Genomic DNA, 24,909 nt, shown 5'->3' with positions numbered 1-24,909 from the left:
ATGCCTGATTGCTTGAAAACGTTTACCCTTTGTAAAATGTACCCTCTTAGCGTATACTGAGGTGCTGATAAAAAACTGTTTACCGGGTATTACCGAAAACGATGAGGCATGCAGCGGCGCACCTTGTTCGCTGCGGCCCCTCGGGCTCCCGTAATGCCGCCGGGACAACGCAACCCAAGGAGAGCACATGATCATCAAGGGTGTGGGCATCGGGCGCGGCGTGGCCGTCGGGCCGGTGATGCGTATGGCCGATCCGCTTCCGGAACCGGCGGACGAGCCGCGTGACGCTTCGGTTTCGGCCGAGGCCGAGACCGAGCGGGTAATGAAGGCGCTGAACGCCGTGAACGCCGATCTCAACAGGCGCGCCGAGGAAGCGGCCCATGGCGACGAAGGCGCGAAGGAAGCGGCTTCGATCCTCGAGGCCATCGCGATGTTCGCGTCCGATCCGCAGCTGGCGGCTTCGATCCAGCAGCTGATCGAACAGGGCAAGACCGGCGAACGCGCCGTGCTGGAAGGCTTCGGCGCCGTCGAGGACATGTTCCGCGCCATCGGCGGCTACCAGGGCGAGCGCGCCGCCGACCTGCATGATGTCGGCCAGCGCGTCATCGCGCTGCTCATGGGGCTGCCGGCGCCGGGCGTGCCGGAATCCGACGAGCCGTTCGTGCTCGTCGCCAAGGACCTCTCCCCGGCCGACACCGCGGGCCTTGACCTCGCCAAGACGCTGGCCATCGTCACGTCCGAAGGCGGGCCGACGTCCCATACGGCCATCCTGGCGCGCGCCCGCGGCATCGTGGCCGTCGTTTCGGCTCCGGAAGCCGCGTCGCTGTCCAATGGCGAAACGGTCATCGTCGACGCCGCCCGCAGCGAAGTCATCGCCGATCCTTCGGCCGAGCAGATCGAGCAGGCGCATGCGGCCAAGGCGAAGGCCGACCAGGCCAAGGAGCTGCGCGGGCAGCCCGGCCGCATGGCCGATGGCACGCTGATCCCGCTGCTGGCCAATGTCGGCAAGCCGGCCGACGCGAAGGCGGCGCATGAGTACGGCGCCGAGGGCGTGGGCCTGTTCCGCACCGAGTTCCTGTTCATCGGCAACAGCGAGCCGCCGAGCGTCGAAGAGCAGACGAAGGCGTATGCCGAACTGCTCTCCCAGTTCCCGGGCAAGAAGGTCGTCATCCGCATGCTCGACGCCGGCGCCGACAAGCCGCTGCCGTTCCTGACGCCGGAAGACGAGCCGAACCCGGCCCTGGGCCTGCGCGGCCTGCGTACGCTGGTTGCCCACCGTCAGGTGCTCGAAGACCAGCTCAAGGCGCTGGCGGCAGCCGATGCGCAGACCGATGCGAACCTGTGGGTCATGGCCCCGATGGTGGCCGACGAGCGCGAAGCGGACTATTTCGTCAAGCTCGGCAAGAGCTATGGCCTCAAGTTCGTCGGCGCCATGGCCGAGGTGCCGTCCATCGCCCTGATGGCCGACAAGGTCGCCGACGTCGCCGACTTCGTGTCGATCGGCACGAACGACCTGACGCAGTACACGCTGGCCGCCGACCGCACGCTCGGTTCGGTCGCCTCCTACCAGACGGCATGGCATCCGGCTGTGCTGCGCAACATCAAGCTGATCTGCGACGCCGGCAATGCCAAGGGCATGCCGGTGGGCGTGTGCGGCGAAGCGGCGGCCGATCCTGACCTGGCCGTCGTGCTCGCCGGCCTTGGCGTCAACTCGCTGTCGATGACCCCGGTGGCCCTCGATGACGTGCGCGCCGAACTGGCCAAGCACACGATGGAAGAAGCCCGCGAACTGGCCGCCAAGGCCCTCAACGGCGACTTCTACCATCCGTCCGGCTGGGCTGGCGAAGCCCAGGCCTGACAGCTTCCTTTCTCTCTCCTCCGCGCCGGCTTGTGCGGCGCGTCCTCCCTTTTCTCTCAGACAGGCCCCGTCGCTTCGGCGTGCGGGGCTGCCAGCTGCTGGCTTTGCCGTTTGTTTCTGTTTGCTGTCGTCTGTTTTCCGTTGGCGTTGGCTGGCTTTGCCTACTGTGCTGGCGTGTTTTGCAGCCCTGCGTCTTCTATACTGGACTGTGTTAGAACATTTGTTCGAATACTGGGAGGTGACGGGGCCATGCAATCGATGTATAGCGTTTTGCATGCCCACGGTGCTTTCCGGTTTTCGCTGGGGGCGGGCTGATGTTGCGGGCGGTGCGGGTGCGCCTGGACCCGTCCCCGGCGCAGGAGCGGCTGCTGCGCGCGCATGCGGGCGCAGCCCGGTTTGCCTATAACTTCATGCTTACCCTGGTCAAGAGGGCCATTGATGGGCATATCGGCTGGGTGGGCTGGTCGCGCGCCGAACTGCGCAAGACGTGGAACTCGTGGAAAGACGACGTGGCCCCCTGGTGGCGGGAGAATTCGAAGGAGGCGTACGCGTACGGCGTCGAATGCCTCGCCAACGCGTTGAAGAACTGGGCGGACTCCAGGCATGGCAGGCGCAAGGGACGCCGGGTGGGCTTCCCGAAATACAAGTCGCGCGCCAGGCATATGAAGTTCGCGTACACCACCGGCAGCTTCGGACTTATTGAAGGGGACCCGAAGGCGTTGAAGCTGCCGCGGATCGGGCGCGTGCACTGCTTCGAGAACGTGGAGAAACGCGTCGGCGCCGGGCGCGTGGTGCGCATGACCATCAGCCAGCAGGCCGGCGCATGGCATGCGTCGCTGACGGTCGAATACCCCGACCGTCCAATCACCCCTAAGAACGGGGGCAGGAGGGTCGGCGTGGATCTGGGCGTGAAAACGCTGGCCACGCTCTCGGACGGCACCGTCATCGCCAACCCAAAGCATTACCAGCACGGCGAACGCAGGCTGCGCCGCGCCAACAAGCGCCTCGCGCGCCGCGTGCAGGGATCCAACCGGTGGAGAAAGGCGAAGCTCGCCGTGCAGAAACAGCACGCGCATGTCGCCGCCCAGCGCCGGGACGCCATCGACAAGGCCACGGCGATGATCGCCCGCGACTACGACGTGGTTGTCGTCGAGGATTTGAACGTGGAAGGCATGAAGCGCAACTGCCGTCTTGCCAAGGCCATCTCGGATGCCGGGTTCGGCGAGTTCCGCCGCCAACTGGCCTACAAATGCCAGCAGGCCGGTGCGACGCTGATCGTTGCCGACCGCTGGTATCCATCCTCGAAAACATGCTCGAAGTGCGGGACGGTGAAAGCCAAGCTGTCCCTCGCGGACCGCGTGTTTGTCTGCGACAACCCGGAATGCGACTACCATGCCCATGGCGTGGACCGTGACTGGAACGCCGCCATGAATCTTGAACAGTACGTCGCCCCGAGTGCCGTGGGAGACGCTAAACGCGCGCGGAGGAACCATAAGACGACCGGCCCCAGGATGGCCGGCAACGCAGGACCCGTTGAAACGCGAACCAAGCAGAACGCTCTCATCAGCGTTTCATAAGTCTTGGAGCCTCCCCGCCGCAAGGCGCGGGAGTGCAACCAGCGTTGCTTTCGTCCAACAAACGAAAACAAAGCCAGTTGCAACGGCCTGTCCGTGTGCGTGGATGTCGGCGCACGTTCCTAGTTTGCTGGGGTGGGCGTTGCGCCGGCCTGAACGCTAGGCGCGTGCTGGATGGCATGCGCTTGCCGGACGGCCTCATGCCGTTCTCCGCAGCCCCGCGTGCCTGGCGGGTGACGCCGTACGGCGTCCGCCACGCCAAGAGGGAAGTCGCGTGAAGCGGGGACGGAAATGTCCGAATATGGAAACCGCATTATCGTCCCGACGCAAGGAAAGGAATACTGGAATCATGTTACTTTCAGCCGATTTCAGCGTTATCCCGGACGCCTACGCGAAAAAGGCGCCCGCAGAGGATCGAATCGATGGCGAACCGATGGTGTCGTTCCCGTTCTTCATCGACCGTCTTGCCCCGTCCGTGCGCTACCTGCACTGGCAGTTCCTCGACCCTGATTCCATTCCGGTCTGCGGGTTTGAATGGATCCACTGGACGGTGGCGAACCTGCCGGTGGAAGCGCTGATGTTCGATCCCAACAACGCGCATGCGCTGTCCATCCCCGCCGATTTCTCGCGCACGATGGCGACGATGGTCCCGGAAGCGGCGCAGGGCCGCAATTCCTCGGCATCGCCGTTGCTGGGGCGCCCGCAGGATCCGGCGCTGACGATGCGCTACAACGGGCCCGTGCCGCCCGACAAGGACCACGAATACTTCCTCGAGGCGTGGGGCACCCACGATCCGCTTCCCGGACTGGAGCAGGGATTCTGGATGAACGACATGATGCACGCGTTGCGCGACTGCAACGACGTGCGCGACGAAGGCGCGATGTTCCTCATCGGCAAGGCCTGAACGGCAGGGCCATGGCCTTCGCGACGCAAGGCTCCAGCAGTATTTGCACTACCAAACCAAAGGAGAACAACCAGCATGGCATGCACCACGATTCTGGTCGGCAAGGATGCGAGCTATGACGGCTCCACGATCATTGCCCGCAACGAAGACAGCCCCAACGGCGAATTCTGCCCGAAGAAGTTCGTCGTCGTCAGGCCCGATGAGCAACCGCGTACCTATACCAGCGTGCTGAGCCACCTGACCATCCAGCTGCCTGATGACCCGCTGCAGTATACGGCGGTGCCGAACGCCGACCTCAAGGAAGGCATCTGGGGCGAAGCCGGCGTCAACGAGGCGAACGTGGCGATGAGCGCCACTGAAACGATCACTTCCAACGAGCGCGTGCTGGGTGCCGACCCGCTCGTCGAATACGTGCCGGCCCAGGGCCGCGAAGGTGAGGAAGGCTACCAGGCGGCCGTGCCCGGCGGCATCGGCGAAGAGGACTTCCTCACCATCGTGCTGCCGTATGTCAAGACGGCCCGCGAAGGCGTGCAGCGTCTCGGCGCGCTGCTCGAGGAATACGGCACCTACGAAATGAACGGCGTAGCCTTCTCGGATGCGGAGGAAATCTGGTGGCTGGAAACGGTGGGCGGCCACCACTGGATTGCCAAGCGCGTTCCCGACGAGGCCTACGTGACGATGCCCAACCAGCTTGGCATCGACGAATTCGACCTGGAAGACGCGCTCGGTGAGCAGATGGACCATATGTGCTCGGCGGACCTCGAGGAGTTCATCGACCACTACCACCTCGACCTGTCGGTCGAGCATGCCTCGATGTTCAACCCGCGCGAGGCCTTCGGCTCGCATTCGGATTCCGACCACGTCTACAACACGCCGCGCGCCTGGTACATGCAGCGCTGCCTGAACCCGTATGACGAGGTCTGGGACGGCCATGACGCCGACCACAAGCCGACCAGCGACGATATTCCGTGGGCACGCCAGCCTGACCAGAAGATCACGATCGAAGAGGTCAAGTACGTGCTCAGCTCCCACTACCAGGGCACGAAATACGATCCGTACGGCAAGCTCGGCGACGATGCCACGCGCCACCTGTTCCGCCCCATCGGCATCAACCGCACCAACCAGCTGGCGGTGCTGCAGATCCGTTCCTACCGGCCGCAGGTTGCGCGTTCGGTGCAGTGGATGGCATACGGCTCGAACCCGTTCAACGCCCTCGTGCCGTTCTTCACGAACGTCGACGCGACGCCCGAATACCTGGCCGATACCACCAACGAGGTGACGACCGACAGCTTCTACTGGGCCAACCGGCTGATCGGCGTCATCTGCGACGCCCAGTTCGCCGACACGTCCGCAGCCGTCGAGCGCTACCAGGAGAAGGTCGGCGGCCAGGGCCACCGCATGATCGCCGACGCCGACGAAGCCATTGCCCGGCTGGTGGGCGAAGGGGATGCCGACCCGCAGGTCGCGGACCAGGAATTCCAGGAGGCCGGCATCAACGACGACGTGCAGCCGATGGATCCAGACGCCATCGTCGAGGCGGTGCGCAACCCCGAAGCGCGCCGCGTTCTGGAGGAATTCAACCAGAAGATGGCGGATTCGCTGCGCCGGGAAACCGGCAAGCTGCTTTCCGAAACGCTCTTCACGGCAAGCCTGCACATGAAGAACGGCTTCGGCATGTCGGACAACTAGTCCGTAACGGCCCGGTTTCCTCGACCCGCTAAGGTGGGGAGCCGGGCCGCCGGCGCCTGCGCGCCGCTTCCAGCTCCCCGACGGAGGACCACGACAGAAAGGAACCCGTACCCGTGACCGGTATCGAGGATTTCACAAGCCAGCATGGCCTTGTGGACAAGATTGACGCATTCGGCTATCTGGATTACCTGAAGAACAACCCCGACGCGCCGCGCAAGCACGGCAAGGTCGTGCTGGTCACGGCGGATACGCCGCTCAAGGCTTCCCGAGGGGAAGGCAAGACCACGACGACGATCGCGATGATCGACGCGCTGCGTGAGCGCGGCATCGACGCGGCGGCCGTGCTGCGCCAGCCGAGCATGGGCATCACGGCGGCCGGCTCGAAGGGCGGCGCTTCCGGCGGCGGCAAGGCGTCGCTGACGCACCCCGAAATCGTCGACTGGGGCCTGACCGGCGAAATGGGCGCCATCGAGGCGGCCCAGAACCTGCTGGTGTCGTTTGCGGAGAAGGCCGTGGACGACGGGCTGCTTGACGACATCGCGGTGCCCCGTGTCAGCGAGGTGCCTTCGCGCTCGCTGCGTCAAATCGCCGTCGACCGCGGCAAGGGCGACATCGCCGAGCGCGTCGTGCTGACGCCGACGTGCGAGCTCATGCAGATCGTCGTGCTTTCCCGCTCGATGGACGAAATCGCCGACCGCGTGTCGAAGATGATTGCCGGCACCAAGGACGGCAAGGCCGTGACGTTCGGCGAATTCGTCGACCTGTGGCGCATTACGAACATCCTCACCGATGCCGTCAAGCCGGCCAAGACGGAGACGGTCAACGGTTCTCCGGTCTATGTGCATGGCGGCCCGTTCGCGAACGTGTCGATTGGCATTCCGACGCTGGTGGCCGTCGAAATGGCCACCGCACTGCATGACGTCGTCATCGTCGAGGCCGGCTATGGTGCCGATGCCGGTGCCCAGAAGTGGCTCGACATCGCATGCCGCGAATACGGCGCGCAGTGGCCGAGCGCGGCCATCGTCGTGACGCGCGCCTCGACGTGGCGCGACGACCCGGCGCTGAGCTGGCGCTATCCGTTCCACGTGGAACGCCTTGAAAGCCTCGATATCCCGACGTTCCCGCTGGTGAACCTGTGGGACGGCGAGGACGACCAGGTCGATCAGCTGCGCGAAACGGCTGCCACGCTCAAGTTCCGCGAGCCCATCATCGGCAACCTCTACCGCGACGGCGGCGACGCGCTCGCCCCGCAGCTTGACGGCTTCCTCGAGGCGGTCGTCGATGCGCCGATGCCGGCGGCTCCGCACAGCCATCGTGGCATGTCGCTGATCGAGAACCTGCGCTGGATCAGCGAGCACGCCTACGGCGTGCCGCGTGAACGCGTCGTGCTCAAGGACGGCTTCACCGATTCGGCCAGGGCCGCCAGCAACCTGTGCAAGAGCGCCGGCATCAACATCGACGACCTGACCGTCGTCGCCGTCAAGTCGCCTGCGACGATGACCGACAACGACGCCGCGCCGGCCGATGAGCGTACGGTGACCCTCAAGAAGGTGGAGGTCCATACCGGAGCCGGACTCGTGCACGTCAACCTGACGACGTCGCTGACCACGCCGATGCCGAAGATCGTCTGAGGCCCAACAGCGTTCCTGCAAGCGGGGTGCCGGCCTAGTGCGGCACCCCGCTTGTGCGTTCCGGCGCCACGGGCCTTACGGGTCCGCTAGCAGTTCCAAGACCGACTAGAAGCCTTGACGCCCCTGCCGCTGGGTCTTGAACAAGACCAACGACAGGGGCGTCAAGGGGTCCGATAAGGGAGAGAGAGGAGTTGGCAGCAATAGCCGCGGCTTGTCTCCCGAGGGTTCCGGTGGGGTAGCGGTTAGAAGTTGGAGCCGTTCCAGCCCCAGTCCGGCGTAGCCGTGTAGCGGATGTACGTGCGGTCGTTGGGGATGTCCGTCTCCTGCTTGAGCGCGGCCATGATGTCCGTCGTCAGCTTTTCCCACGCGTCGCGCGGCACGCTGCTGCCGAATACGTTGACCTCGATGTAGGCGCTCGGCGCCATATCGTCGCCCCCGTAGTAGATCGGCATCGAATCGAACGGGCACATCAGCCAGCGTTCCGTCTTGCCCGGCACGGCGGTGATGGCGCGGCCATAGGCAGCCTTCAACGCTTCGCGCTGCTCCAGCGACAGTTCTTCGGAAGTATGGGTGAAGATTACCGGCATCGTTCCTCCTGTGATAGATGGGTAAATCCGGCGTCCCCTCCCGTGCGGGCGCCTGCGGGCAGGCGCCCCGTTGCGCGGGCCAGGGCCGGCTCATACTCCAGTGTAGGCGGTTGGAGGTTAAATGGATTGTTGTGAAAAAACTGATTGAGCAGATCCTCAAGTTCGGCGTCGTGGGCATTATCGCGGCCCTCATCGATTTCGGCGCCCTCAATCTCCTCGTCGGCCTTTTCCATATGCACAACGTGCTGGCGAGCACCATTTCGTTTACCGTGTCGCTGGTGTTCAACTACTTCGCCAGCATGCGGTTCGTGTTCCATCACCGGCCGGACATGGCCCGCTGGATGGAAATGGTGATCTTCCTGTTCTCGGCCGTGGTCGGCCTGCTGATGAACGACGCCATCATCTGGCTGTCGACCTACGGCATGAACAAGGATGCCTACTACTCGCAGCACATCGAATACCTGTTCCGCACGAACCTCGGCAAGATCGTCGCCACCGTCGTCGTCGCGATATGGAACTTCATCATCCGCAAGTGGCTGCTCGATGACACCCATACCCCGCTGATGAACCGGTTCCGCCGCGAAGACAAGCGCCTTTCCGAGGAGGAATGCGAGCTCAAGTGGGAGCACAGCTTCTCGCACAAGCTGGGCATGTGGTCCATCGAGCACACCCCGAAGGGCTGGCACTGACGACCCCGAAGGACTGGCAGTGCGTCAGCGTGACCCGTCGGCGCTTATTTCGGTCAGCACCGGCGTTTCCGTGCTGGTCTTGATCTGCTTGATGCCGCAGAACGCAATGGCCAGCGAAACGAGCGCCAACGCCGTGACAACGGCAAAGCCGCCATGGGAGCCGGCGCGGTCGATGAACACGCCGGCAATGGCCGAGCCGGCCGAACCGCCGATGGAGTTCATCGCGCCCATCCATGCCATGCCTTCGGTGAACCGCGACTGCGGCACCAGGTGCAGCATCAGCTGGTTGCCGTTGATCCACGTCGGCGCCTGGCATACGCCGATGATCAGGTAGATGATCATGATGACCCACAGGTGCCGGGCGAACAGGAACGCGCCGATGCCGACGTTCAGCACCGTCAGGCAGAAGTAGAAGCGCTTCCACAGCGGAATCGTCCAGTTCTTCGCGCCATAGAGCAGCGCGCCGGTCAGCGAGCTGATCGAGAAGCAGGCGAACACGAAGCCGGTGTACGACTTCATGTTCGCTTCGGTGGCGAACGCGATGATCGAGATGCTGGCGGCCGACTGGAACGCGCCCAGCCCGAACCAGGTGACGCATACGGCGATGAGGCCCGGGCTCCAGATCGATTCCTTCTTGCCTGCCATCGCATCGTCGTAGGCGTGCGTGGCGGCCGCTTCCTGCGCGGCGGCGTCCATGCCTTCGGCTTCGGCGTGCTTGCGGGCGTCGGCTGCCGCCGTCTGCGCGCGCATCGTGCGCGCCTTGAGGTCTTCGCGGGCGCGGAATTCGCGGCGCGTCAGCCCTTCGGCCTGCGCAAGCTCGGTCTGGCTCTCCGGCTCCGTCGACACGCAGGTGAGGAACATCAGCGCGCCGATGATGACGCACACCCCGGTGAACGAGAACGCCAGCACGCCGGAGATGACGGCAAGCGTGGACGCCAGCGGATTGCCGATGACCCACATGGCCTCGTCGAACACGCCGCACAGGCTCATTGCGCGGTTGACGCCTTCGCGGTCGTGGCCCAGCAGATTCGTCCAGCGGGCGCGGCTCATCGCGCCCCACGGCGGGGTGAACGCCATGAACGGCACGATGCACACGAGGATCCACGGCGCGACGGTGGCCTTAATGCAGGTGACCATCGCGCAGGCCGCCACCATCCATACGCAGATGATCGGAATCGACACGCGCCGCTGGCCGAAACGGTCGACCAGTATGCCGAAGACGGGCCCGAGGACGGCGCCGGCAATCGCCTGGATGGCCGTCAGCAAGCCGGCCAGCGAATAGTTGCCGTAATAGTGCTGCACGGCGATCGTAATGGTCATGCCGACCATCGGATAGGGCATGCATGCGATGACCGCGCCGATGGTAAAGCGGGCCGTGTGGGGGATTTTCAATAGCTGGGCATATCCGCCGAATACGCGGTGGCCGACATCCTTGATGCCGGCGAGGACCTTCGAGGTCATGGGGCCGCTCCTTCCTGCTCGCGGTCGGGCCTCCCGCTGCTACGCGCACAGCGGGCTGGCAAATGGTGGGGCAGCGGCTGCGGCCTACCCCGTTGGCTCCGCATGCCGCCGTTTGAAAACAGATGCCACTTTAGGAGCGGGTACCCTCTCGACACGCGGGAAGGAATCAAGATTCCGTCGACGCGAAGATTAAATCTGTGTAACTGAAATTTCAGTGGCTTAAGCGCTCCCGTTGGCGTCGGGCGGAAAGCGGGGCGCCGGTCAATCTTGTATACGAGAATGGAAGGCGGATTGCCAACGCGAGGGAGCCGGACCGGCCGGCAGCGAGGAGTGACGATGAGCGCGACAACGGTGAATTTCGTACGCCACGGCAAGGTGGAGAACCCGGGGCACCTGCTGTATGAGCGGCTTTCTGGCTTCCACCTTTCCGAAGCCGGCCGGCGCATGGCGCAGGCGACGGCGCGGTACATCGCCGAAAGCCCGCAGCTCAATACGGCCGTCGCCGTCTATTCGTCGCCGCTGGAACGCACCCGCGAAACGGCCGGCGAAATCCTCGATGCGCTGAACCGGCACCGCAAGGAAGAGGGACAGCCTGCGCTGGAACTGATGACCGACGAACGCGTCATCGAAGCCGGCAACGAATTCCGCGGCAAGCGCATCGGCTACGGCGAGGGGGCGCTGTGGAAGAACGGCAACTGGAAGCTCGTGTCGAATCTCTGGAAGCCGAGCTGGGGGGAAAGCTACCAGTCGATTGCGCGGCGCGTGCGCGACTTCACGCTCGACATGGTCGGGCGGTACCCGGGCGAGCAGATCATCGTCGTCTCGCACGAATCGCCGATCTGGTCGTTCAGGCACCTGATGGAAACCGGGCACCCGGAGCACAACATGCTGCTACGCAAGACGGCGCTGGCCTCGATTACGTCGTTCACGTTCGATTCCGATACGCGCAGGCTGCTGTCGATTACCTATGTCGACCCGGCGAAAGGTATAGAGTAGCGCTAGGCAGATGGCAGGGCGCCGTTGGCGCATAGACGGCGCCATGGTCGTGGCCGCAAGCCGGGCGTGGCGGGTTGCCGCCGAAAGCGGGCGCTGCGGGAACCGGGCGCCCAGACGGTCAGGCAGCCGGCGTGATATCGAGGCGGCAAGCAGTGCGGCAAACGGGCAAAGCAAAGGAGCATAGATGGCATTCGAAGCAGGCAAGACGGTAGAGCAAGTGGCGGCGGTGCCGCGCGTGAAGCAGGCGGCACAGGAAGGTGCCGAGCTGCTGGCGCTGTGGCCGCTGTCCGATGCCCAGCGGATGGACAACGACGCGAAGTACGCGGAGAACCTGCAGGTGCGGATTACGCAGGCGCTCGCCGGGCTGATGGCCGGCACCGACGTGCGCACCGCGGACGCCGAATACGTGTATGAAGGCGCCGAGTCGATTCCCGGTTGCGACCAGAAGGTCGTCGACGCGCTGCTGGCAGCCAACGATGCCTACGACGCCATCGATAGCTTCAGTGAAACGCAGGACGTGGCGCTGCTCGAGGAAGCCGCGGAAACGCTGGATGCCGGCTGGGACGACGGTACGGCTGCCGCGATGGGCTCGCGCGCGCAGGAGTGGGAGAACGAAACGCAGCGCCGGATCGGCGCCGATCCGCATTGGCTGACGGGTTCCGATGAAGCGTCGATTGCCGGCCGCTTCGCCGTCATGGTCGCCGAACTCGACGATTTGCTGGCGTTGCTGGCCACGAAGCTGCCGGACCATGGGCCGCAGATCGGCGGGGCGGACACCGAGCGCAACGCGGCGATGGAACGCATGGCGCGGCCGCTAGTGCTGTTCGCCAACGAGCTGGCCGAGCGGCTGGCCATTCCGCGCGTGTATGCCACGGCGGCGCAGCTGCGCGGCGTGGCTGGCGCCTATGACACCCCCAATGGCGGCTATGCCGACGACGAGCGCGTGCTGGTGCTCGCCGAAGCGCTCGCGCCGCTGGCGGCCGGCGAGTGGAAGCGGCACCGTGCGGACGTGCTGTGGGACCCGGCGAAGGCCAAGGCGGATGCCAAGGCCGAGGACGAGCGCAAGAACAAGGAGGCGCTCGCCGCGAAATTCGCGCACGTCAAGGACGACCCGACGAAGGAGGAAGTCGAGCTGTAGCGGTTCCCGGGGAGGTGCCCGGGCGCGCGTGGCTATTTTGCCGGATAGCTTCAGGGTCGTAGCCGGGGAGAATGCTTCCCGGGCGTGCGTAGACGCGCGGCTACCTCATCCGGGTGCCCCGTTGAGCGGCTAGGGGGGCTGCCACGGCTGCCGTAACGGTGTCTGGGCACGTCCCGGTTGCGCGGAACAATGGTGGGCATGAGTGAAGACCATGCCGCAATGGCTGAAAATGCCCCCATTGAAACGTCCGATAAGCCCGCGCTGCCCGATAAGGTGCGCGTGCGTTTCTGCCCGTCGCCGACCGGCACGCCGCACGTCGGCATGGTGCGCACCGCCCTGTTCAACTGGGCCGAAGCGCGCCATACCGGCGGCACGTTCGTGTTCCGCATCGAGGACACCGACGCGCAGCGCGATTCCGAGGAAAGCTACCACCAGATCATCGACGCGCTGACGTGGCTGGGCCTCGACTGGGACGAGGGCATCGACGTTGGCGGTCCCGACGGCCCGTACCGCCAGTCGCAGCGCAGCGACATCTACAAGGACGCCGCCGCCAAGCTGCTGGAAGCCGGCTATGCCTACGAATCCTTCTCGACGCCGGAGGAGATCGCCGAACGCAACGTCGCCGCCGGGCGTCCGAAGGAGTTCGGCTACGACGGCTACGACCGCAATCTCACCGAGGAGCAGAAGGCGGCCTTCCGCGCCGAAGGGCGCAAGCCGGCGATCCGCATCCGCATGCCCGACGAGGACATCGTGTTCGACGACCTGATCCGCGGCCGCATCGAGTTCAAGGCCGGTTCGGTGCCGGACTACGTCATCGTGCGCCCCAACGGCGATCCGCTCTATACGCTGACCAACCCGGTCGACGACGCTCTGATGCGCATCAACGTCGTCCTGCGCGGCGAGGACCTGCTCAGCTCCACCCCGCGCCAGATCGTGCTCTACCGCTACCTGATGGAGCTCGGGCTGGCCGAAACGGTGCCGGTGTTCGGCCACATGCCGTACGTCATGGGCCAGGGCAACAAGAAGCTTTCCAAGCGCGACCCCGAGTCGAACCTGTTCCTGCACCGCGAGCATGGCTTCATCAAGGAAGGCCTGCTCAACTACCTGGCGCTGCTGGGGTGGTCCATCGCGCCGGACAACGACATCTTCTCGATGGACGAAATGGTCGAGGCGTTCGACGTGCGTAACGTCAAGGCGAACCCGGCCCACTTCGACCTTGACAAGGCCATTTCAATCAACGCCGAGCACATCCGCCAGCTCGACCCGCAGGACTTCCTCGAGCGTTCCGTGCCGTACATGTTCCGCGAGGGCGTCGTGTCGGCCGAAACGTGGGACGGCCTGACTGACCGTGAACGCGAGGTGCTGACGGCGGCCGCGCCGCTCGTGCAGCCGCGCGTGCGCCTGCTGGGCGAAGTGGCCGGCATGGCCGGCTCGCTGCTGAGCGCGGAGGAATACATCGAGCCGGACAAGGATGCGACCAAACAGCTCAAGGAATCCGCGGGCGACGTGCTCGACATGGCCGTGCAGGCGCTCGACGCCGTCGACGAGGCCGACTGGGCCACCGACATGCTCCATGACACGCTCAACAAGGCGCTGGTGGAAGAGGGCGGCTATAAGCCGCGCCTGGCGTTCGGCCCGGTACGCGTCGCCATGTCTGGGCGCCGCGTGTCGCCGCCGCTGTTTGAATCGATGGAAATCGTCGGCAAGCCGGTGACGATGGCGCGTCTGAAGAACCTGCGCGCACACCTCGACGAGATCAAGGGCTGAGCGCGACACGCCGATAGTTGACGGAGACGATGGAGCCGGGTATATTTTCTATCTGTTGCTTCAAGCAAGTAACACAAAGGCCTCCATCGTCTAGCGGTCTAGGACTACGCCCTCTCACGGCGCCAACACCGGTTCAAATCCGGTTGGAGGTACGACGCTCGGGTGAGCGCAATTCTGCGCTGACTTCGAGAGCCTGCCAAAATTGGGATGTGGTGTAATTGGCAACACAGCTGATTCTGGTTCAGCCATTCTTGGTTCGAGTCCAGGCATCCCAGCCAAGGAACCCTCGCGAAAGCGAGGGTTTTTTCGTTCTGCGCCGTGCCTTGCGCCGGGCCGGCTCAACTTGGTTTATCGTTGAAGTATGACTGAACACGAGCATGGCCATCCTACGCACGGCATCCACCCGTCGCCGCGGGATAAAGAGGGGCAACGCCGACCGCTTTCGGTGTCGGCGCGGCTAGGCCGGCTCCAGTTCCATCACTCCGGGAAATTCCGCGTACTGCAATTCGCCGACCTGCAGGACGGCCCCAAGCCGGCCAAGGATTCGCTGCGGCTGATCGAGGCGGCGCTTGAGGCCGCCCGGCCCGACCTCGTGGTATTTACCGGCAACCAGATTGCCGGGTACGATCCGGCCTATGAAGCGACCTACCGCAAGCGCCGGTGGCAGTCGCCGATGGCTGGCGCGCCGGCTGCGGCCGTCGAGGCCGATCTGGAAAGAACGCGGCAGACGGTCCGTGCCCAGATTGCCCGCATGGTGGCCCCGCTTATTGAAGCCGGCGTTCCGTGGGCAGTGACCTACGGCAACCACGATTTCCAATGCGGGCTCGATAACGCCGAGCTGGACTCCATCTACCGCGAGTTCGAAGGGTGCCTGAACGGGGATGCCTCGCTGTGCGGCAGCGACCTGATGGAATTCGAGGTGTGCAAGGCGCTGCCCGACCAGTACGTGTATGCCTGCGAGCCGGGGACGTTCGCGCTGCCGGTGTCCGACGTCGACCATAAGCACGCCGTCATCGGCATCGTGCTCGTGGATTCGGGCGACTATGCGCGTGCGGGCGGCTATGGCAGCCCGTCGCCCAGGGCGCTGGAGTTCCTGCGCAAGGTGCCGGCGAAATTCGGTTCGCAGGCGAAGTCGATAGTGTTCCAGCACACGGCACTGCCGCAGTTCTACCAGCTGCTCAAGCAGGTGGCGCCCACGGCCGCCCACGCCATCGAGGGCTACCGCATGTTCGCGGGTCAGTACTATGCGCTGGATGAGGACAAGGCGGATCCCGGCAGCTACGCCGGCGAAGGCATCAGCTGCCCCGACCATGACAGCGGCGAGTTCGCTGCGCTGGAGGAGACCGGGGCCTATTTCGCCGTGGCCGTCGGCCACGACCACCGCAACGCGTTCTCCGGGACGGTGGACGGCATCAAGCTCATCGAAACGCCGACCGCCGGCTTCAATTCCTATGGACCCGTTCCTGCCAAGCGCGCGGCCAGGCTGTTCGAGTTCGATATCCGCCATCCGTTTGCGCCGCGCACCCAGCTGCTGGAATTCGGCGAGCTGGTCGGCAAGCCCAGTTCCAAGAAGGCCTATGCGTATGGCATGACGGCGGCTTCCAAGGCCGAAAGCGAAGGCGTCGACCTGCTGCACCGTCCCAGCTGGTGGTCGCGGCTGCTGGACCGCATTCTGCAGCGGTAAGTCGGCCGTGGCTTGGCCGTGCCGCGAGGCTAGCGCCTGAATGCAGTGCGTCCCGCCGTGCTGTGGTGGCGCACGGCGGGACGCGGTTGAGATTGATAGTGCCGGCATCCGCTCCCGCTTACGGGCCGTATGATGCCGGCGAGTGTAGCTGCCTGCATCCCCGTGGGGCGGGTGGCGTATGCCGCCTTCCAGTCTAGCGGTCGGCCAGAGGACCAGCCCAGGCGGTCTCCTCCGGTTCGCGGGCGCTGGCGATGGCCGCTTCCGGCTCGTTCTTTGCGGGAATCGTCTTCGGCTTGAACGGGAAGCGTTCGGCGCGCATCTTCTCATAGGCGACGATGTCGTCCTCATGCTGCAGCGTCAGGTCGATGTCGTCGTAGCCGTTCATCAGGCGCCAGCGCACGTAGTCGCCGACTTCGAACGGCAGCGTGACTTCGCCGCAGGTGACGGTGCGGCTTTCCAGATCGACGGTCATCTGCCGGCCCGGCTCCTCTTCCAGCAGCTTCCACAGCAGCTCGATGGATTCCTGTGGCATGATGGCGGCCAGCACGCCGTTCTTCGCGGTGTTGCCGTAGAAGATGTCGGCGAACTTGGGGGCGATGACGACGCGGAAGCCGTAGTCATGCAGCGCCCATACCGCGTGTTCGCGCGAGCTGCCGATGCCGAAGTCGGTGCCGGCCACGAGGATCTTGCCGTCTGCGTATTCGGGCTTGTTGAGCACGAAATCCGGGTCGCGGCGCCAGGCGTAGAACAGCGCGTCCTCGAAGCCGGAACGCGAAACGCGCTTGAGGAACACGGCCGGGATGATCTGGTCGGTGTCGACGTTGGAGCGGCGCAGCGGGACGCCGGTGCCGGTGAGCGTAGTGAGTTTTTCCATGGATTACCTTGTCCTTAACAGCGGTGCGGTTGAAGCCTTGTAGCGTGGGCCTTCAGTCCACGAGGTCGGCCGGCGACGAAATGGTGCCTCGGATCGCCGTGGCGGCGGCCACGGCCGGCGATGCCAGATGGGTGCGCGACCCCTTGCCCTGGCGTCCCTCGAAATTGCGGTTCGACGTGGAGATGGAGCGTTCATGCTCGACGAGCTTGTCGGGGTTCATGCCCAGGCACATCGAGCAGCCGGCATTGCGCCATTCAGCGCCGAAGTCCTTGAAGATGCGGTCAAGGCCCTCGGCCTCGGCCTGCAGGCGGATGCGCGAGGATGCCGGCACGACGAGCACGCGGTGAATCGAATCGGCCTTATGGTGTCCCTTCATGATGGCGGCGGCCGCACGCAGGTCCTCGATGCGGCCGTTCGTGCACGAGCCGATGAACACCGTGTCGATCGGGATGTCCTTGATGTTCGTGCCGGGTTCCAGGCCCATGTAGTCCACGGCGCGTTCGGCGGCCGCCCGCTCGGTGGCGTCGGAGAAGCTGGCCGGGTCGGGAACCTTGGCCGAAATCGGGGCGCCCTGGCCCGGGTTGGTGCCCCAGGTGACGTAGGGCTCGAGCTCGTCGGCGTGGATCGTGACCTCGGCATCGAACGTGGCATCGTCGTCGGTCTTCAGCGTGCGCCAGTAGGTGACGGCCTGGTCCCACAGCTCGCCTTCGGGAGCATGGGGGCGTCCCTTGAGGTATTCGAACGTCGTTTCGTCCGGCGCGATCATGCCGGCGCGGGCGCCCGCCTCGATGGACATGTTGCAGATCGTCATGCGCGCGTCCATCGACAGCTTCTCGATGGCTTCGCCGCGGTATTCGATGACGTAGCCCTGGCCGCCGCCGGTGCCGATCTTGGCGATGATCGCCAGGATGATGTCCTTCGCGCCGACGCCTTCGGGCAGTTCGCCCTCGACGTTGACGGCCATCGTCTTGAACGGCTTGAGGCTCAGCGTCTGCGTGGCCATGACGTGCTCCACTTCGGAGGTGCCGATGCCGAAGGCCAAGGCGCCGAAGGCGCCGTGGGTCGACGTGTGCGAATCGCCGCAGACAATCGTCATGCCCGGCTGCGTGAGCCCCAGCACCGGGGCGAAGGCGTGGACGATGCCCTGGTCGGCATCGCCAAGCGGATGCAGCCGCACGCCGAACTCCTTGCAGTTCTTCTCCAGCGTCGTCAGCTGCAGCGCCGACGTTTCGTCGGGGTTCGGCCGGTCGATGTCGACGGTGGGGGTGTTGTGGTCCTCGGTGGCGATCAGCTGGTCGAGGTGCCGTGGCTTGCGGCCGGCGAGCCGCAGCCCGTCGAAGGCCTGCGGGCTCGTCACCTCATGCATCAGCATCAGATCGATGTACAGCAGGTCCGGTTCGCCGTCGCTTCCCTGACGCACCAGATGATCGGCCCAGACTTTCTCGGCCAGCGTTTTTCCCATTGCCGCAACCTCCAATATCGTCCGCGCTCGATGCGGACCGGTTCATTCCTTGCATACAGCTAACGCTGCATTGTGTCGTGCAAACCAATCTAGGAGGTTGCTGAAGGGGTCCGTCAGTAAGTGCCGCAATGTGAGATGAGGAGATTTCATGGTGATTCGCAACGCGGATGCAAGGGTTCCAAAAAAGGTTTACCGCCCTGATTTCAATGCTTTTGAAGCGCTTCATAAACGATGAATGTCAAAACGCCATTTTGCGTTTCAGTATTTGAGATGCAATAATCGTGCGTATGACAACAACTACGCTGAACGCTGAAGTCTCGAAGCTGCCTTCCGACGCTTCGCCTTCCGGTACTTCCAAGAACGACGCCCATATGATGGCGGACAACGAAATCCACTCGGGTGTCGGTGTGCTCGATAAAACGGTGAAAATCCTGGACGCCCTTGAATCGGGTCCGGCGACGCTGGGCCAGCTCGTGGCCGCCACCGGTCTGGCGCGTCCGACGGCTCACCGTCTGGCCATCGCCCTGGAACGCCATCGTTTCGTGCTGCGCGACCAGCATGGACGCTTCGTGCTCGGCTCCCGCTTCGCCGAACTGGCCGCCGCAGCGGGCGAGGACCGCCTGCTGGCCGCAGCTGGCCCGATCCTGCAGACGCTGCTCGACCGCACTGGCGAATCCGCGCAGATCTACCGTCGCCAGGGCGAGCAGCGCGTATGCATCGCTTCGGTGGAGCGGGCCAGCGGCCTGCGCGATTCCATTCCGGTGGGCGCGATGCTGTCGATGGAAGCCGGTTCGGCTGCCCAGATCCTGCTGGCGTGGGAGGATTCCGAGCGCTTGCACCAGGGCCTGCGCCATGCCAAGTTCACCGCGGCGAAGCTGGCCGCCGTGCGCAAGCGCGGCTGGGCGGAGTCGATCAACGAGCGCGACGAGGGCGTGTGCTCCATTTCCGCACCGATCCGCAACGCTTCCGGCCAGGTCATCGCGGCCATTTCCATCTCCGGCCCCTCGGGCCGCATGGGCGCCAATCCAGGCCGCCGCTACGCGCCGCTGGTCATGGGCGCCGGCAAGTACCTGACCGATGCGCTGATCAAGGCGAGCGTCGGCCGCTAAGCGCGGTTCGCGAATCGCGAATCCTATACAGAAACGCCAGGCGGCTCCGGCAGGAAAGACCGGAGCCGCCTGGCGTTTTCCATATACACTGCGTACGCAACGCAGGAGGCGGGTGAATCTTGTTGCGATTATTCGGCGGCGGCCTTCATGGCGACGGCGCCGACGTAGTAGACCGGCTTGTCGAAATTGGGCTGGAACAGGAAGTCGACGTTGGCGAGCTGGTCGATGGTGAAGCCGGCCTGGATTGCCACGGACACGACGTTGGCCGCGCCGGAAACGTCGACGGTGGAGCAGAACTGGGCGCCCTTGACCAGGCGCGTGGACGGATCCCAGGTCAGGATCGACGTAACCGGCGCAGTCGTAAGCATGAAATCGGGGCGGTAGTCTTCGGTCAGCGACGTCGAACGGAAGTCGAGGCCGCGGCGTTCGGCGCCGCCTTCGGTGCAGCCGGAAGCGGCCAGCGACAAATCGTAGAGCTGCACGGCGCTAGTGGCCTGCGTGCCCATGTACTTGACGGCCGGCCCGGCGATGTTCTTGCCGACCAGCAGGCCCTGGCGCACGGCGTTGGTGGCCAGCGGGATGTAGTCGTGCTTGCCGGTGGGGTTGTAGAGCACGGTGGCCGAGTCGCCGGCGGCATAGACGTCCGGGACCGACGCCTGCATGTATTCGTCGACGATGATGGCGCCGTTGGGCAGCGTATCGAGCTGGCCGCGCACCAGGTCGTTGTTCGGCAGGAAGCCCATCGCCAGGATGGCGAACGCGGCCGTGTATTCGCCCGCTTCGGTGACGACGGTGACGGAGCCGTCCGGGTTGTCGCGGAACGCCGTGACCTTCTGGCCGAGGGCCAGCGTGACGCCATGGTCGGCGAAGCGCTGCTCGACGATATCGGTGATCGGCTTGTCGAAATTGTTGGCGAGGACGCGGTCGAGGCCGTCGATCAGCGTCGTCGCGATGCCCGATTCGCTAAACTGCTCGGCCAGCTCCGCGCCGATATAGCCGGCGCCGATGACGATCGCCGAGTCGGCGCCGGATACGCGTTCCTTGATGCGCACGGCGTCGTCCCAGTTCTTGCACGGCTGGACGCGGTCGGAATGGATGCCGGGAATCGACGGGACGACCGGGCGCGAGCCGGTCGTGACGACGAGCTTGTCGAACGGCAGCGCCTTGACGTCGCCGCTTTCCAGGTCGCGGTACGTCAGCGACTTGCCGGCGATGTCGACGTCGGTGACGTCGGTGCGCATGTGCATGTGCGCACCGGCCTCTTCCAGCGCCGCCGGCGACGAATAGAACATGCGCTTGGGGTCGGAAACGTGGTCGCCAGCCCACAGCGCGATGCCGCACGACAGGAAGGATACGGTGGCGTTGCGTTCGAAGACGTGGACGTCCCAATCGGGATGTTCGGCGAGGATCGAAGTGGTGGCGAATGTGCCGGCGTGCGTGCAGCCGATGACGGCGACAGTGGTCATGGAAAGCTCCTTTGCGGGTGAGGGGTGGATGCCAAAACGTTCCTAATTGGATAGTAGAATCGCCGCCGGGGCCGGCCGGGCCCATTTCGCGGGCAGGGGAGCGGATGACGTTGTCTGTACTGTAGGGGGTTTGAAACGGGCCGATACCGCATTTTCCTAGCACGGCTGGCAATGCTCCGGCTGCATATGGCGGCCTGCTGCATGCCGTGCGGAACGTAAGGGGAGCGGTGCGTGGAGAATCTTGAGGTTTGGCACTGCCTAGAAATAGAATTGCATGCGGGATTGTTAGATACCGTTAGATACCATTGCAAGCTTGGGACACGGCGCCCGTTTTCTGCAGGGCGCGGCCAAAACGTTACGGTGAAAGAGGTTGCCAACTGTGGCTGAAAACAAGAACGATGTGCTGCACGTTGAGGGAGGCAAGCCGCTGAACGGCACCATCAAGGTGCGCGGCGCGAAGAATTTCGTCAGCAAGGCGATGGTGGCCGCCCTTCTGGCCCCGGGCACGTCGGTGCTCAAGAACGTACCGGAAATCCGCGATGTCCATGTCGTTTCGGACCTGCTGCGGCTGCACGGCGTGGACGTGACGGTCGACGGCGACGCCGGCATCGTGACGATCGACGCCACCAACGTCCAGCTCGCCGACGTCGCGGACGTGGATACGCTCTCCGGTTCCTCCCGCATTCCGATCCTGTTCTCGGGCCCGCTGCTGCACCGCCTGGGGGAGGCGTTCATCCCCGCGCTCGGCGGCTGCAACATCGGCGGCCGCCCCATCGACTTCCATCTGGAAACGCTGCGCAAGCTCGGCGCCAACGTCGACAAGGAACATCAGGACGGCATCCACATCACGGCGCCGAACGGCCTGCATGGCGCCAAGATCCACCTGCCCTACCCGTCGGTCGGCGCGACCGAGCAGACGCTGCTCGCCGCCGTGCTCGCCGAAGGCAAGACCGAGCTGTCCGGCGCGGCCACCGAGCCGGAAATCATGGACCTGGTCGCCGTGCTGCAGAAGATGGGCGCGATCATTTCCGTCGACGTCGACCGCACGTTCCGCATCGAAGGCGTCAAGGAGCTCAAGGGCTACACGCATACGGCGCTGACCGACCGCATCGAGGCCGCTTCGTGGGCTTCCGCGGCGCTCGCCACCCATGGCGACATTTTCGTCAAGGGCGCCACGCAGCCGGAAATGATGACGTTCCTCAACGTATTCCGCAAGATCGGCGGCGAATTCGACATCACCGACAAGGGCATCCGCTTCTGGCACCCGGGCGGCGACCTGAAGCCCGTGGCCATCGAAACCGACGTGCACCCCGGCTTCATGACCGACTGGCAGCAGCCGCTCGTCGTGGCGCTGACGCAGGCCAACGGCCTGTCGATCGTGCACGAGACCGTGTACGAAAACCGCTTCGGCTTCACCAAGCCGCTTGTGGAGATGGGCGCGACGATCCAGCTGTACCGCGAATGCCTTGGCTCGCTGCCGTGCCGCTTCCAGCAGCGCAACTACAAGCATTCGGCCGTCATCTTCGGCCCCACGCCGCTGACCGGGCGCGACATCGACGTGCCGGACCTGCGCGGCGGCTTCAGCCACCTGATTGCGGCGCTGGCGGCCCAGGGCCCCAGCAACGTGCACGGCATTTCGCTGATCGACCGCGGCTACGCCGATTTCCGCGGCAAGCTCGCCGCGCTCGACGCCGACGTCGACTGACCGTGGCGCCGGCCGGTGATGGCAAGTCGCCGTCCGGTCCGGTAACGCTACGCTGCCGGCCGCGCCGGTGACGGCACGGCATCGTGCGCCTTGCATGCGCCATGCGTTGATACGGGCTGCCCGTGAAGGGCGGCCCGTTTTTTTCTTGCGGCGCACTGTTGGTAGGGCTGTTGGGGCACAATGGGGGCATGACTTCCAAAGGAAAACCGTCTCCGCGCTCGGCCGTCAAGCCCCTCAGCGACGAACAGCTGGCGAAACTGGGCCGCGAACACCATCTGGTCGATCCGACGCGGCCATTCCCTACCGGCAGGCGCGAGCCGAACGAACAGGAAATCAAGGAGCAGAACCCCAAGGTGACGCACCGGCTGCTCGAAGGCTGCAGCTGGGTGTTGCGCAACCGCTGCAAGCCGTACGCGTGGGGGCTCGACAACATTCCGGCGACCGGACAGTACATCTGCGCCGCCACGCACGTCACGCAGTTCGACGTGTTCGTGCCGATGTGCGCGCAATTCCACATGGGGCGCCGCCCGCGCTACATGGCGAAGGCCGAGATGGCGAAGTGGCCGCTCATCGGCAAATGGTTCCAGGCCGTCGGCATGCAGCCCGTCAAGCGCCATAGCGGCCAGGCGCGCGCCATCGAGGAAACGTCCATCGACATCCTCACCGCCGGCCGCCCGCTGACGATCTGGCCGGAAGGCACCGTGACCCGCGATCCAAAGAAGTGGCCGATGAGCATGAAGAACGGCGTCGGCTACATCGCGCTGGAAGCCTCGCGCCGGCTGGGACGCCAGATTCCGCTGCACTGCTCGGTGACGTGGGGCGCCGCCAGCATCAACCAGCTGTGGCCATGGCCGCGCAAGAACGTCGTCATGTGCTTCGACAAGCCGCTCGACTACTCCGACCTGCTGGCCGACGCGGACAGCTGGGGCGAGGAGCCGCCGATGGCCTACGCCGACGAACTCGCCAGGCGCGTGCGCATCCGCATGAAGGAGATCATGTCGTACATCCGCGGCATCCCCGCTCCCGACGGCTTCTTCGACTACCGGCTGATGAAGGAAGTGCCGGAAGCCGACCCGTACGAAACGCCGGCCGAGGTCGACGCGCGCCTGACCGACCAGGTCAAGGCCGACATCGCCGCCGCGGTGAAGGAAAACGGCCGCGCCTAGAATGGCGGGCAGCGCTGAATCCTGGATTCCAGATTGCCGAATCTTGGATTCTGGCCGCCGTTGCCGGACGTACCGGAAGCGGCGGCGCGAACAACGAACGTAGCGAACGCAAGAACGTAAGGAGAACAGCTATGGCGAATGTGACGGTCCTCGGGGCGGGCGCATGGGGCACCGCGTTCGGGCAGGTCCTGGCCGACGCCGGCAACGACGTGACGATGTGGGCGATCGAGCCGGAAATCGTCGACGACATCAAGAACAAGCACTGCAACCCGGTGCGGCTGCCCGTCGTCAAGGAACTGCCGGCGAACATGACCGCCACCGGCGACCGCGCCGAAGCGGTGAAGGACGCCGAGGTCGTCGTGGTGGCCATCGCCGCGCAGCACGCCCGCGAAGCGCTCGAGCAGTTCAAGGGGCTGATCGGCGAAACCGCGCTCGTCGTCTCGCTGATGAAGGGCATCGAAAAGGCCACCGGCAAGCGCATGGATCAGGTTGTGCAGGAAGCGCTCGGCCTCGAGCCGGACCGTTTCCTGGCCATTTCGGGCCCCAACCTCTCCAAGCAGGTCGCCGAACGCCAGCCGGCGGCCACCGTCGTGGGCTGCACCGACATCGACAACGCGTACAAGGTGGCGAAGCTGTGCACGACCGACTACTTCAAGGCCGTCGTGACCAGCGACGTCATCGGCCTGGAGATGTGCGGGTCCCTGAAGAACGTCGTCGCGCTGGCCGTGGGCATGGCGCATGGCGCCGGCTATGGCGAGAACACGGCCGCGATGATCGAAACGCGCGGCCTGGCCGAGCTGACGGCCGTCGGCGAAGCAGCCGGCGCCAGCCCGCGCACCTTCATGGGGCTGGCCGGCGTGGGCGACCTGATCGCCACCTGCGGCTCGCCGCTGTCGCGCAACTTCACGTTCGGCGCCAACCTCGGCAAGGGCATGAGCGTCGAGGAAGCCACCAAGGCGTCCAATGGCGTAGCGGAAGGCGTCGCCACCGCTTCGGCCGTCGTGGCGCTGGGCGAACGCTACCATGTGCCTACGCCGCTGGCGGTGGCGATGACGCATGTGCTTGCCGACGGCATCTCCTGCAAGCAGATGCTCGGCGAGCTCTTCCCAGAAGGCATCATCGAGGAGTAGCGTGCGCGCTACACTGTCG

General features: G+C 65.0%; 19 protein-coding genes and 2 tRNA genes. 16 read left to right on the top strand and 5 right to left on the bottom strand.

Going from position 1 to position 24,909, the window contains the following annotated elements:
* Positions 1-187: 187 nt before the first annotated feature.
* The 5 genes from ptsP (at position 188) to AC1AXT_RS06910 (ending at position 7,656) form a co-directional block, all read left to right on the top strand.
* Complete coding sequence (ptsP, locus tag AC1AXT_RS06930; protein WP_476540819.1) at positions 188-1,858, top strand: phosphoenolpyruvate--protein phosphotransferase; 1,671 nt, start codon at positions 188-190, stop codon at positions 1,856-1,858.
* Positions 1,859-2,172: 314 nt separating this feature from the next.
* Positions 2,173-3,435: an IS607 family element RNA-guided endonuclease TnpB gene (tnpB, locus tag AC1AXT_RS06925; RefSeq protein WP_476540817.1), complete on the top strand. Its 1,263-nt coding sequence runs from the start codon at positions 2,173-2,175 to the stop codon at positions 3,433-3,435.
* 346 nt (positions 3,436-3,781) lie between these two features.
* A complete protein-coding gene (locus tag AC1AXT_RS06920) occupies positions 3,782-4,336 on the top strand; it encodes a YbhB/YbcL family Raf kinase inhibitor-like protein (RefSeq protein WP_476540815.1) in 555 nt (184 codons plus the stop codon).
* 75 nt (positions 4,337-4,411) lie between these two features.
* Positions 4,412-6,025, top strand: a complete 1,614-nt coding sequence (locus AC1AXT_RS06915) for a C69 family dipeptidase (protein ID WP_476540814.1) — start codon at positions 4,412-4,414, stop codon at positions 6,023-6,025.
* A 113-nt stretch (positions 6,026-6,138) separates the two neighbouring features.
* A complete protein-coding gene (locus tag AC1AXT_RS06910; RefSeq protein WP_476540812.1) occupies positions 6,139-7,656 on the top strand; it encodes a formate--tetrahydrofolate ligase in 1,518 nt (505 codons plus the stop codon).
* A gap of 242 nt (positions 7,657-7,898) precedes the next feature.
* On the opposite strand, the gene AC1AXT_RS06905 is transcribed toward AC1AXT_RS06910, so the two are convergent.
* Positions 7,899-8,243, bottom strand: coding sequence for a tautomerase family protein (locus AC1AXT_RS06905; RefSeq protein ID WP_476540810.1), 345 nt, complete (start codon positions 8,241-8,243; stop codon positions 7,899-7,901).
* A gap of 131 nt (positions 8,244-8,374) precedes the next feature.
* Between AC1AXT_RS06905 and AC1AXT_RS06900 the strand changes: the two genes are divergently transcribed.
* Positions 8,375-8,932: a GtrA family protein gene (locus AC1AXT_RS06900; protein WP_476540808.1), complete on the top strand. Its 558-nt coding sequence runs from the start codon at positions 8,375-8,377 to the stop codon at positions 8,930-8,932.
* Positions 8,933-8,956: 24 nt separating this feature from the next.
* Here AC1AXT_RS06900 and AC1AXT_RS06895 read toward each other — a convergent pair whose 3' ends face one another.
* Positions 8,957-10,393, bottom strand: coding sequence for an MFS transporter (locus tag AC1AXT_RS06895; protein ID WP_476540806.1), 1,437 nt, complete (start codon positions 10,391-10,393; stop codon positions 8,957-8,959).
* A 336-nt stretch (positions 10,394-10,729) separates the two neighbouring features.
* Here AC1AXT_RS06895 and AC1AXT_RS06890 point away from each other — a divergent pair, with 336 nt between their 5' ends.
* From AC1AXT_RS06890 to AC1AXT_RS06865, 6 genes are all read left to right on the top strand, one after another.
* A complete protein-coding gene (locus AC1AXT_RS06890) occupies positions 10,730-11,389 on the top strand; it encodes a histidine phosphatase family protein (protein ID WP_476540804.1) in 660 nt (219 codons plus the stop codon).
* A 184-nt stretch (positions 11,390-11,573) separates the two neighbouring features.
* Positions 11,574-12,527: a hypothetical protein gene (locus AC1AXT_RS06885; RefSeq protein WP_476540803.1), complete on the top strand. Its 954-nt coding sequence runs from the start codon at positions 11,574-11,576 to the stop codon at positions 12,525-12,527.
* Between the two features lie 219 nt (positions 12,528-12,746).
* Positions 12,747-14,294: a glutamate--tRNA ligase gene (gene gltX / locus AC1AXT_RS06880; RefSeq protein ID WP_476540884.1), complete on the top strand. Its 1,548-nt coding sequence runs from the start codon at positions 12,747-12,749 to the stop codon at positions 14,292-14,294.
* A 79-nt stretch (positions 14,295-14,373) separates the two neighbouring features.
* A tRNA-Glu gene (locus AC1AXT_RS06875) sits at positions 14,374-14,446 on the top strand.
* A gap of 51 nt (positions 14,447-14,497) precedes the next feature.
* A tRNA-Gln gene (locus AC1AXT_RS06870) sits at positions 14,498-14,572 on the top strand.
* Between the two features lie 83 nt (positions 14,573-14,655).
* Entirely contained in the window at positions 14,656-15,978 is a 1,323-nt protein-coding gene (locus AC1AXT_RS06865; protein WP_476540801.1) for a metallophosphoesterase, read from the top strand.
* Positions 15,979-16,171: 193 nt separating this feature from the next.
* On the opposite strand, the gene leuD is transcribed toward AC1AXT_RS06865, so the two are convergent.
* Both leuD and leuC read right to left on the bottom strand, forming a co-directional pair.
* Complete coding sequence (gene leuD / locus AC1AXT_RS06860; protein WP_476540799.1) at positions 16,172-16,852, bottom strand: 3-isopropylmalate dehydratase small subunit; 681 nt, start codon at positions 16,850-16,852, stop codon at positions 16,172-16,174.
* 52 nt (positions 16,853-16,904) lie between these two features.
* A complete protein-coding gene (gene leuC, locus AC1AXT_RS06855) occupies positions 16,905-18,314 on the bottom strand; it encodes a 3-isopropylmalate dehydratase large subunit (RefSeq protein WP_476540797.1) in 1,410 nt (469 codons plus the stop codon).
* A gap of 287 nt (positions 18,315-18,601) precedes the next feature.
* Here leuC and AC1AXT_RS06850 point away from each other — a divergent pair, with 287 nt between their 5' ends.
* Entirely contained in the window at positions 18,602-19,423 is an 822-nt protein-coding gene (locus tag AC1AXT_RS06850; RefSeq protein WP_476540795.1) for an IclR family transcriptional regulator, read from the top strand.
* A gap of 128 nt (positions 19,424-19,551) precedes the next feature.
* Here the strand turns inward: AC1AXT_RS06850 and AC1AXT_RS06845 are convergent, their stop codons facing one another.
* Positions 19,552-20,889 (bottom strand): NAD(P)/FAD-dependent oxidoreductase, encoded by a 1,338-nt coding sequence (locus AC1AXT_RS06845; RefSeq protein ID WP_476540793.1) that lies wholly within the window; start codon positions 20,887-20,889, stop codon positions 19,552-19,554.
* Positions 20,890-21,268: 379 nt separating this feature from the next.
* On the opposite strand from AC1AXT_RS06845, the gene murA reads away from it, so the two are divergent.
* The 3 genes from murA (at position 21,269) to AC1AXT_RS06830 (ending at position 24,890) form a co-directional block, all read left to right on the top strand.
* On the top strand, positions 21,269-22,594 hold the full coding sequence (gene murA, locus AC1AXT_RS06840; RefSeq protein ID WP_476540792.1) for a UDP-N-acetylglucosamine 1-carboxyvinyltransferase: 1,326 nt from the start codon (positions 21,269-21,271) through the stop codon (positions 22,592-22,594).
* 188 nt (positions 22,595-22,782) lie between these two features.
* Positions 22,783-23,760, top strand: a complete 978-nt coding sequence (locus AC1AXT_RS06835; protein WP_476540790.1) for a lysophospholipid acyltransferase family protein — start codon at positions 22,783-22,785, stop codon at positions 23,758-23,760.
* Between the two features lie 131 nt (positions 23,761-23,891).
* Positions 23,892-24,890, top strand: a complete 999-nt coding sequence (locus AC1AXT_RS06830; protein WP_476540788.1) for an NAD(P)H-dependent glycerol-3-phosphate dehydrogenase — start codon at positions 23,892-23,894, stop codon at positions 24,888-24,890.
* The last annotated feature ends 19 nt before the right edge of the window (positions 24,891-24,909 follow it).

The organism is Bifidobacterium sp. LH_450, assembly GCF_056356715.1.
This window is presented reverse-complemented; position numbering and strand designations above follow the sequence as displayed.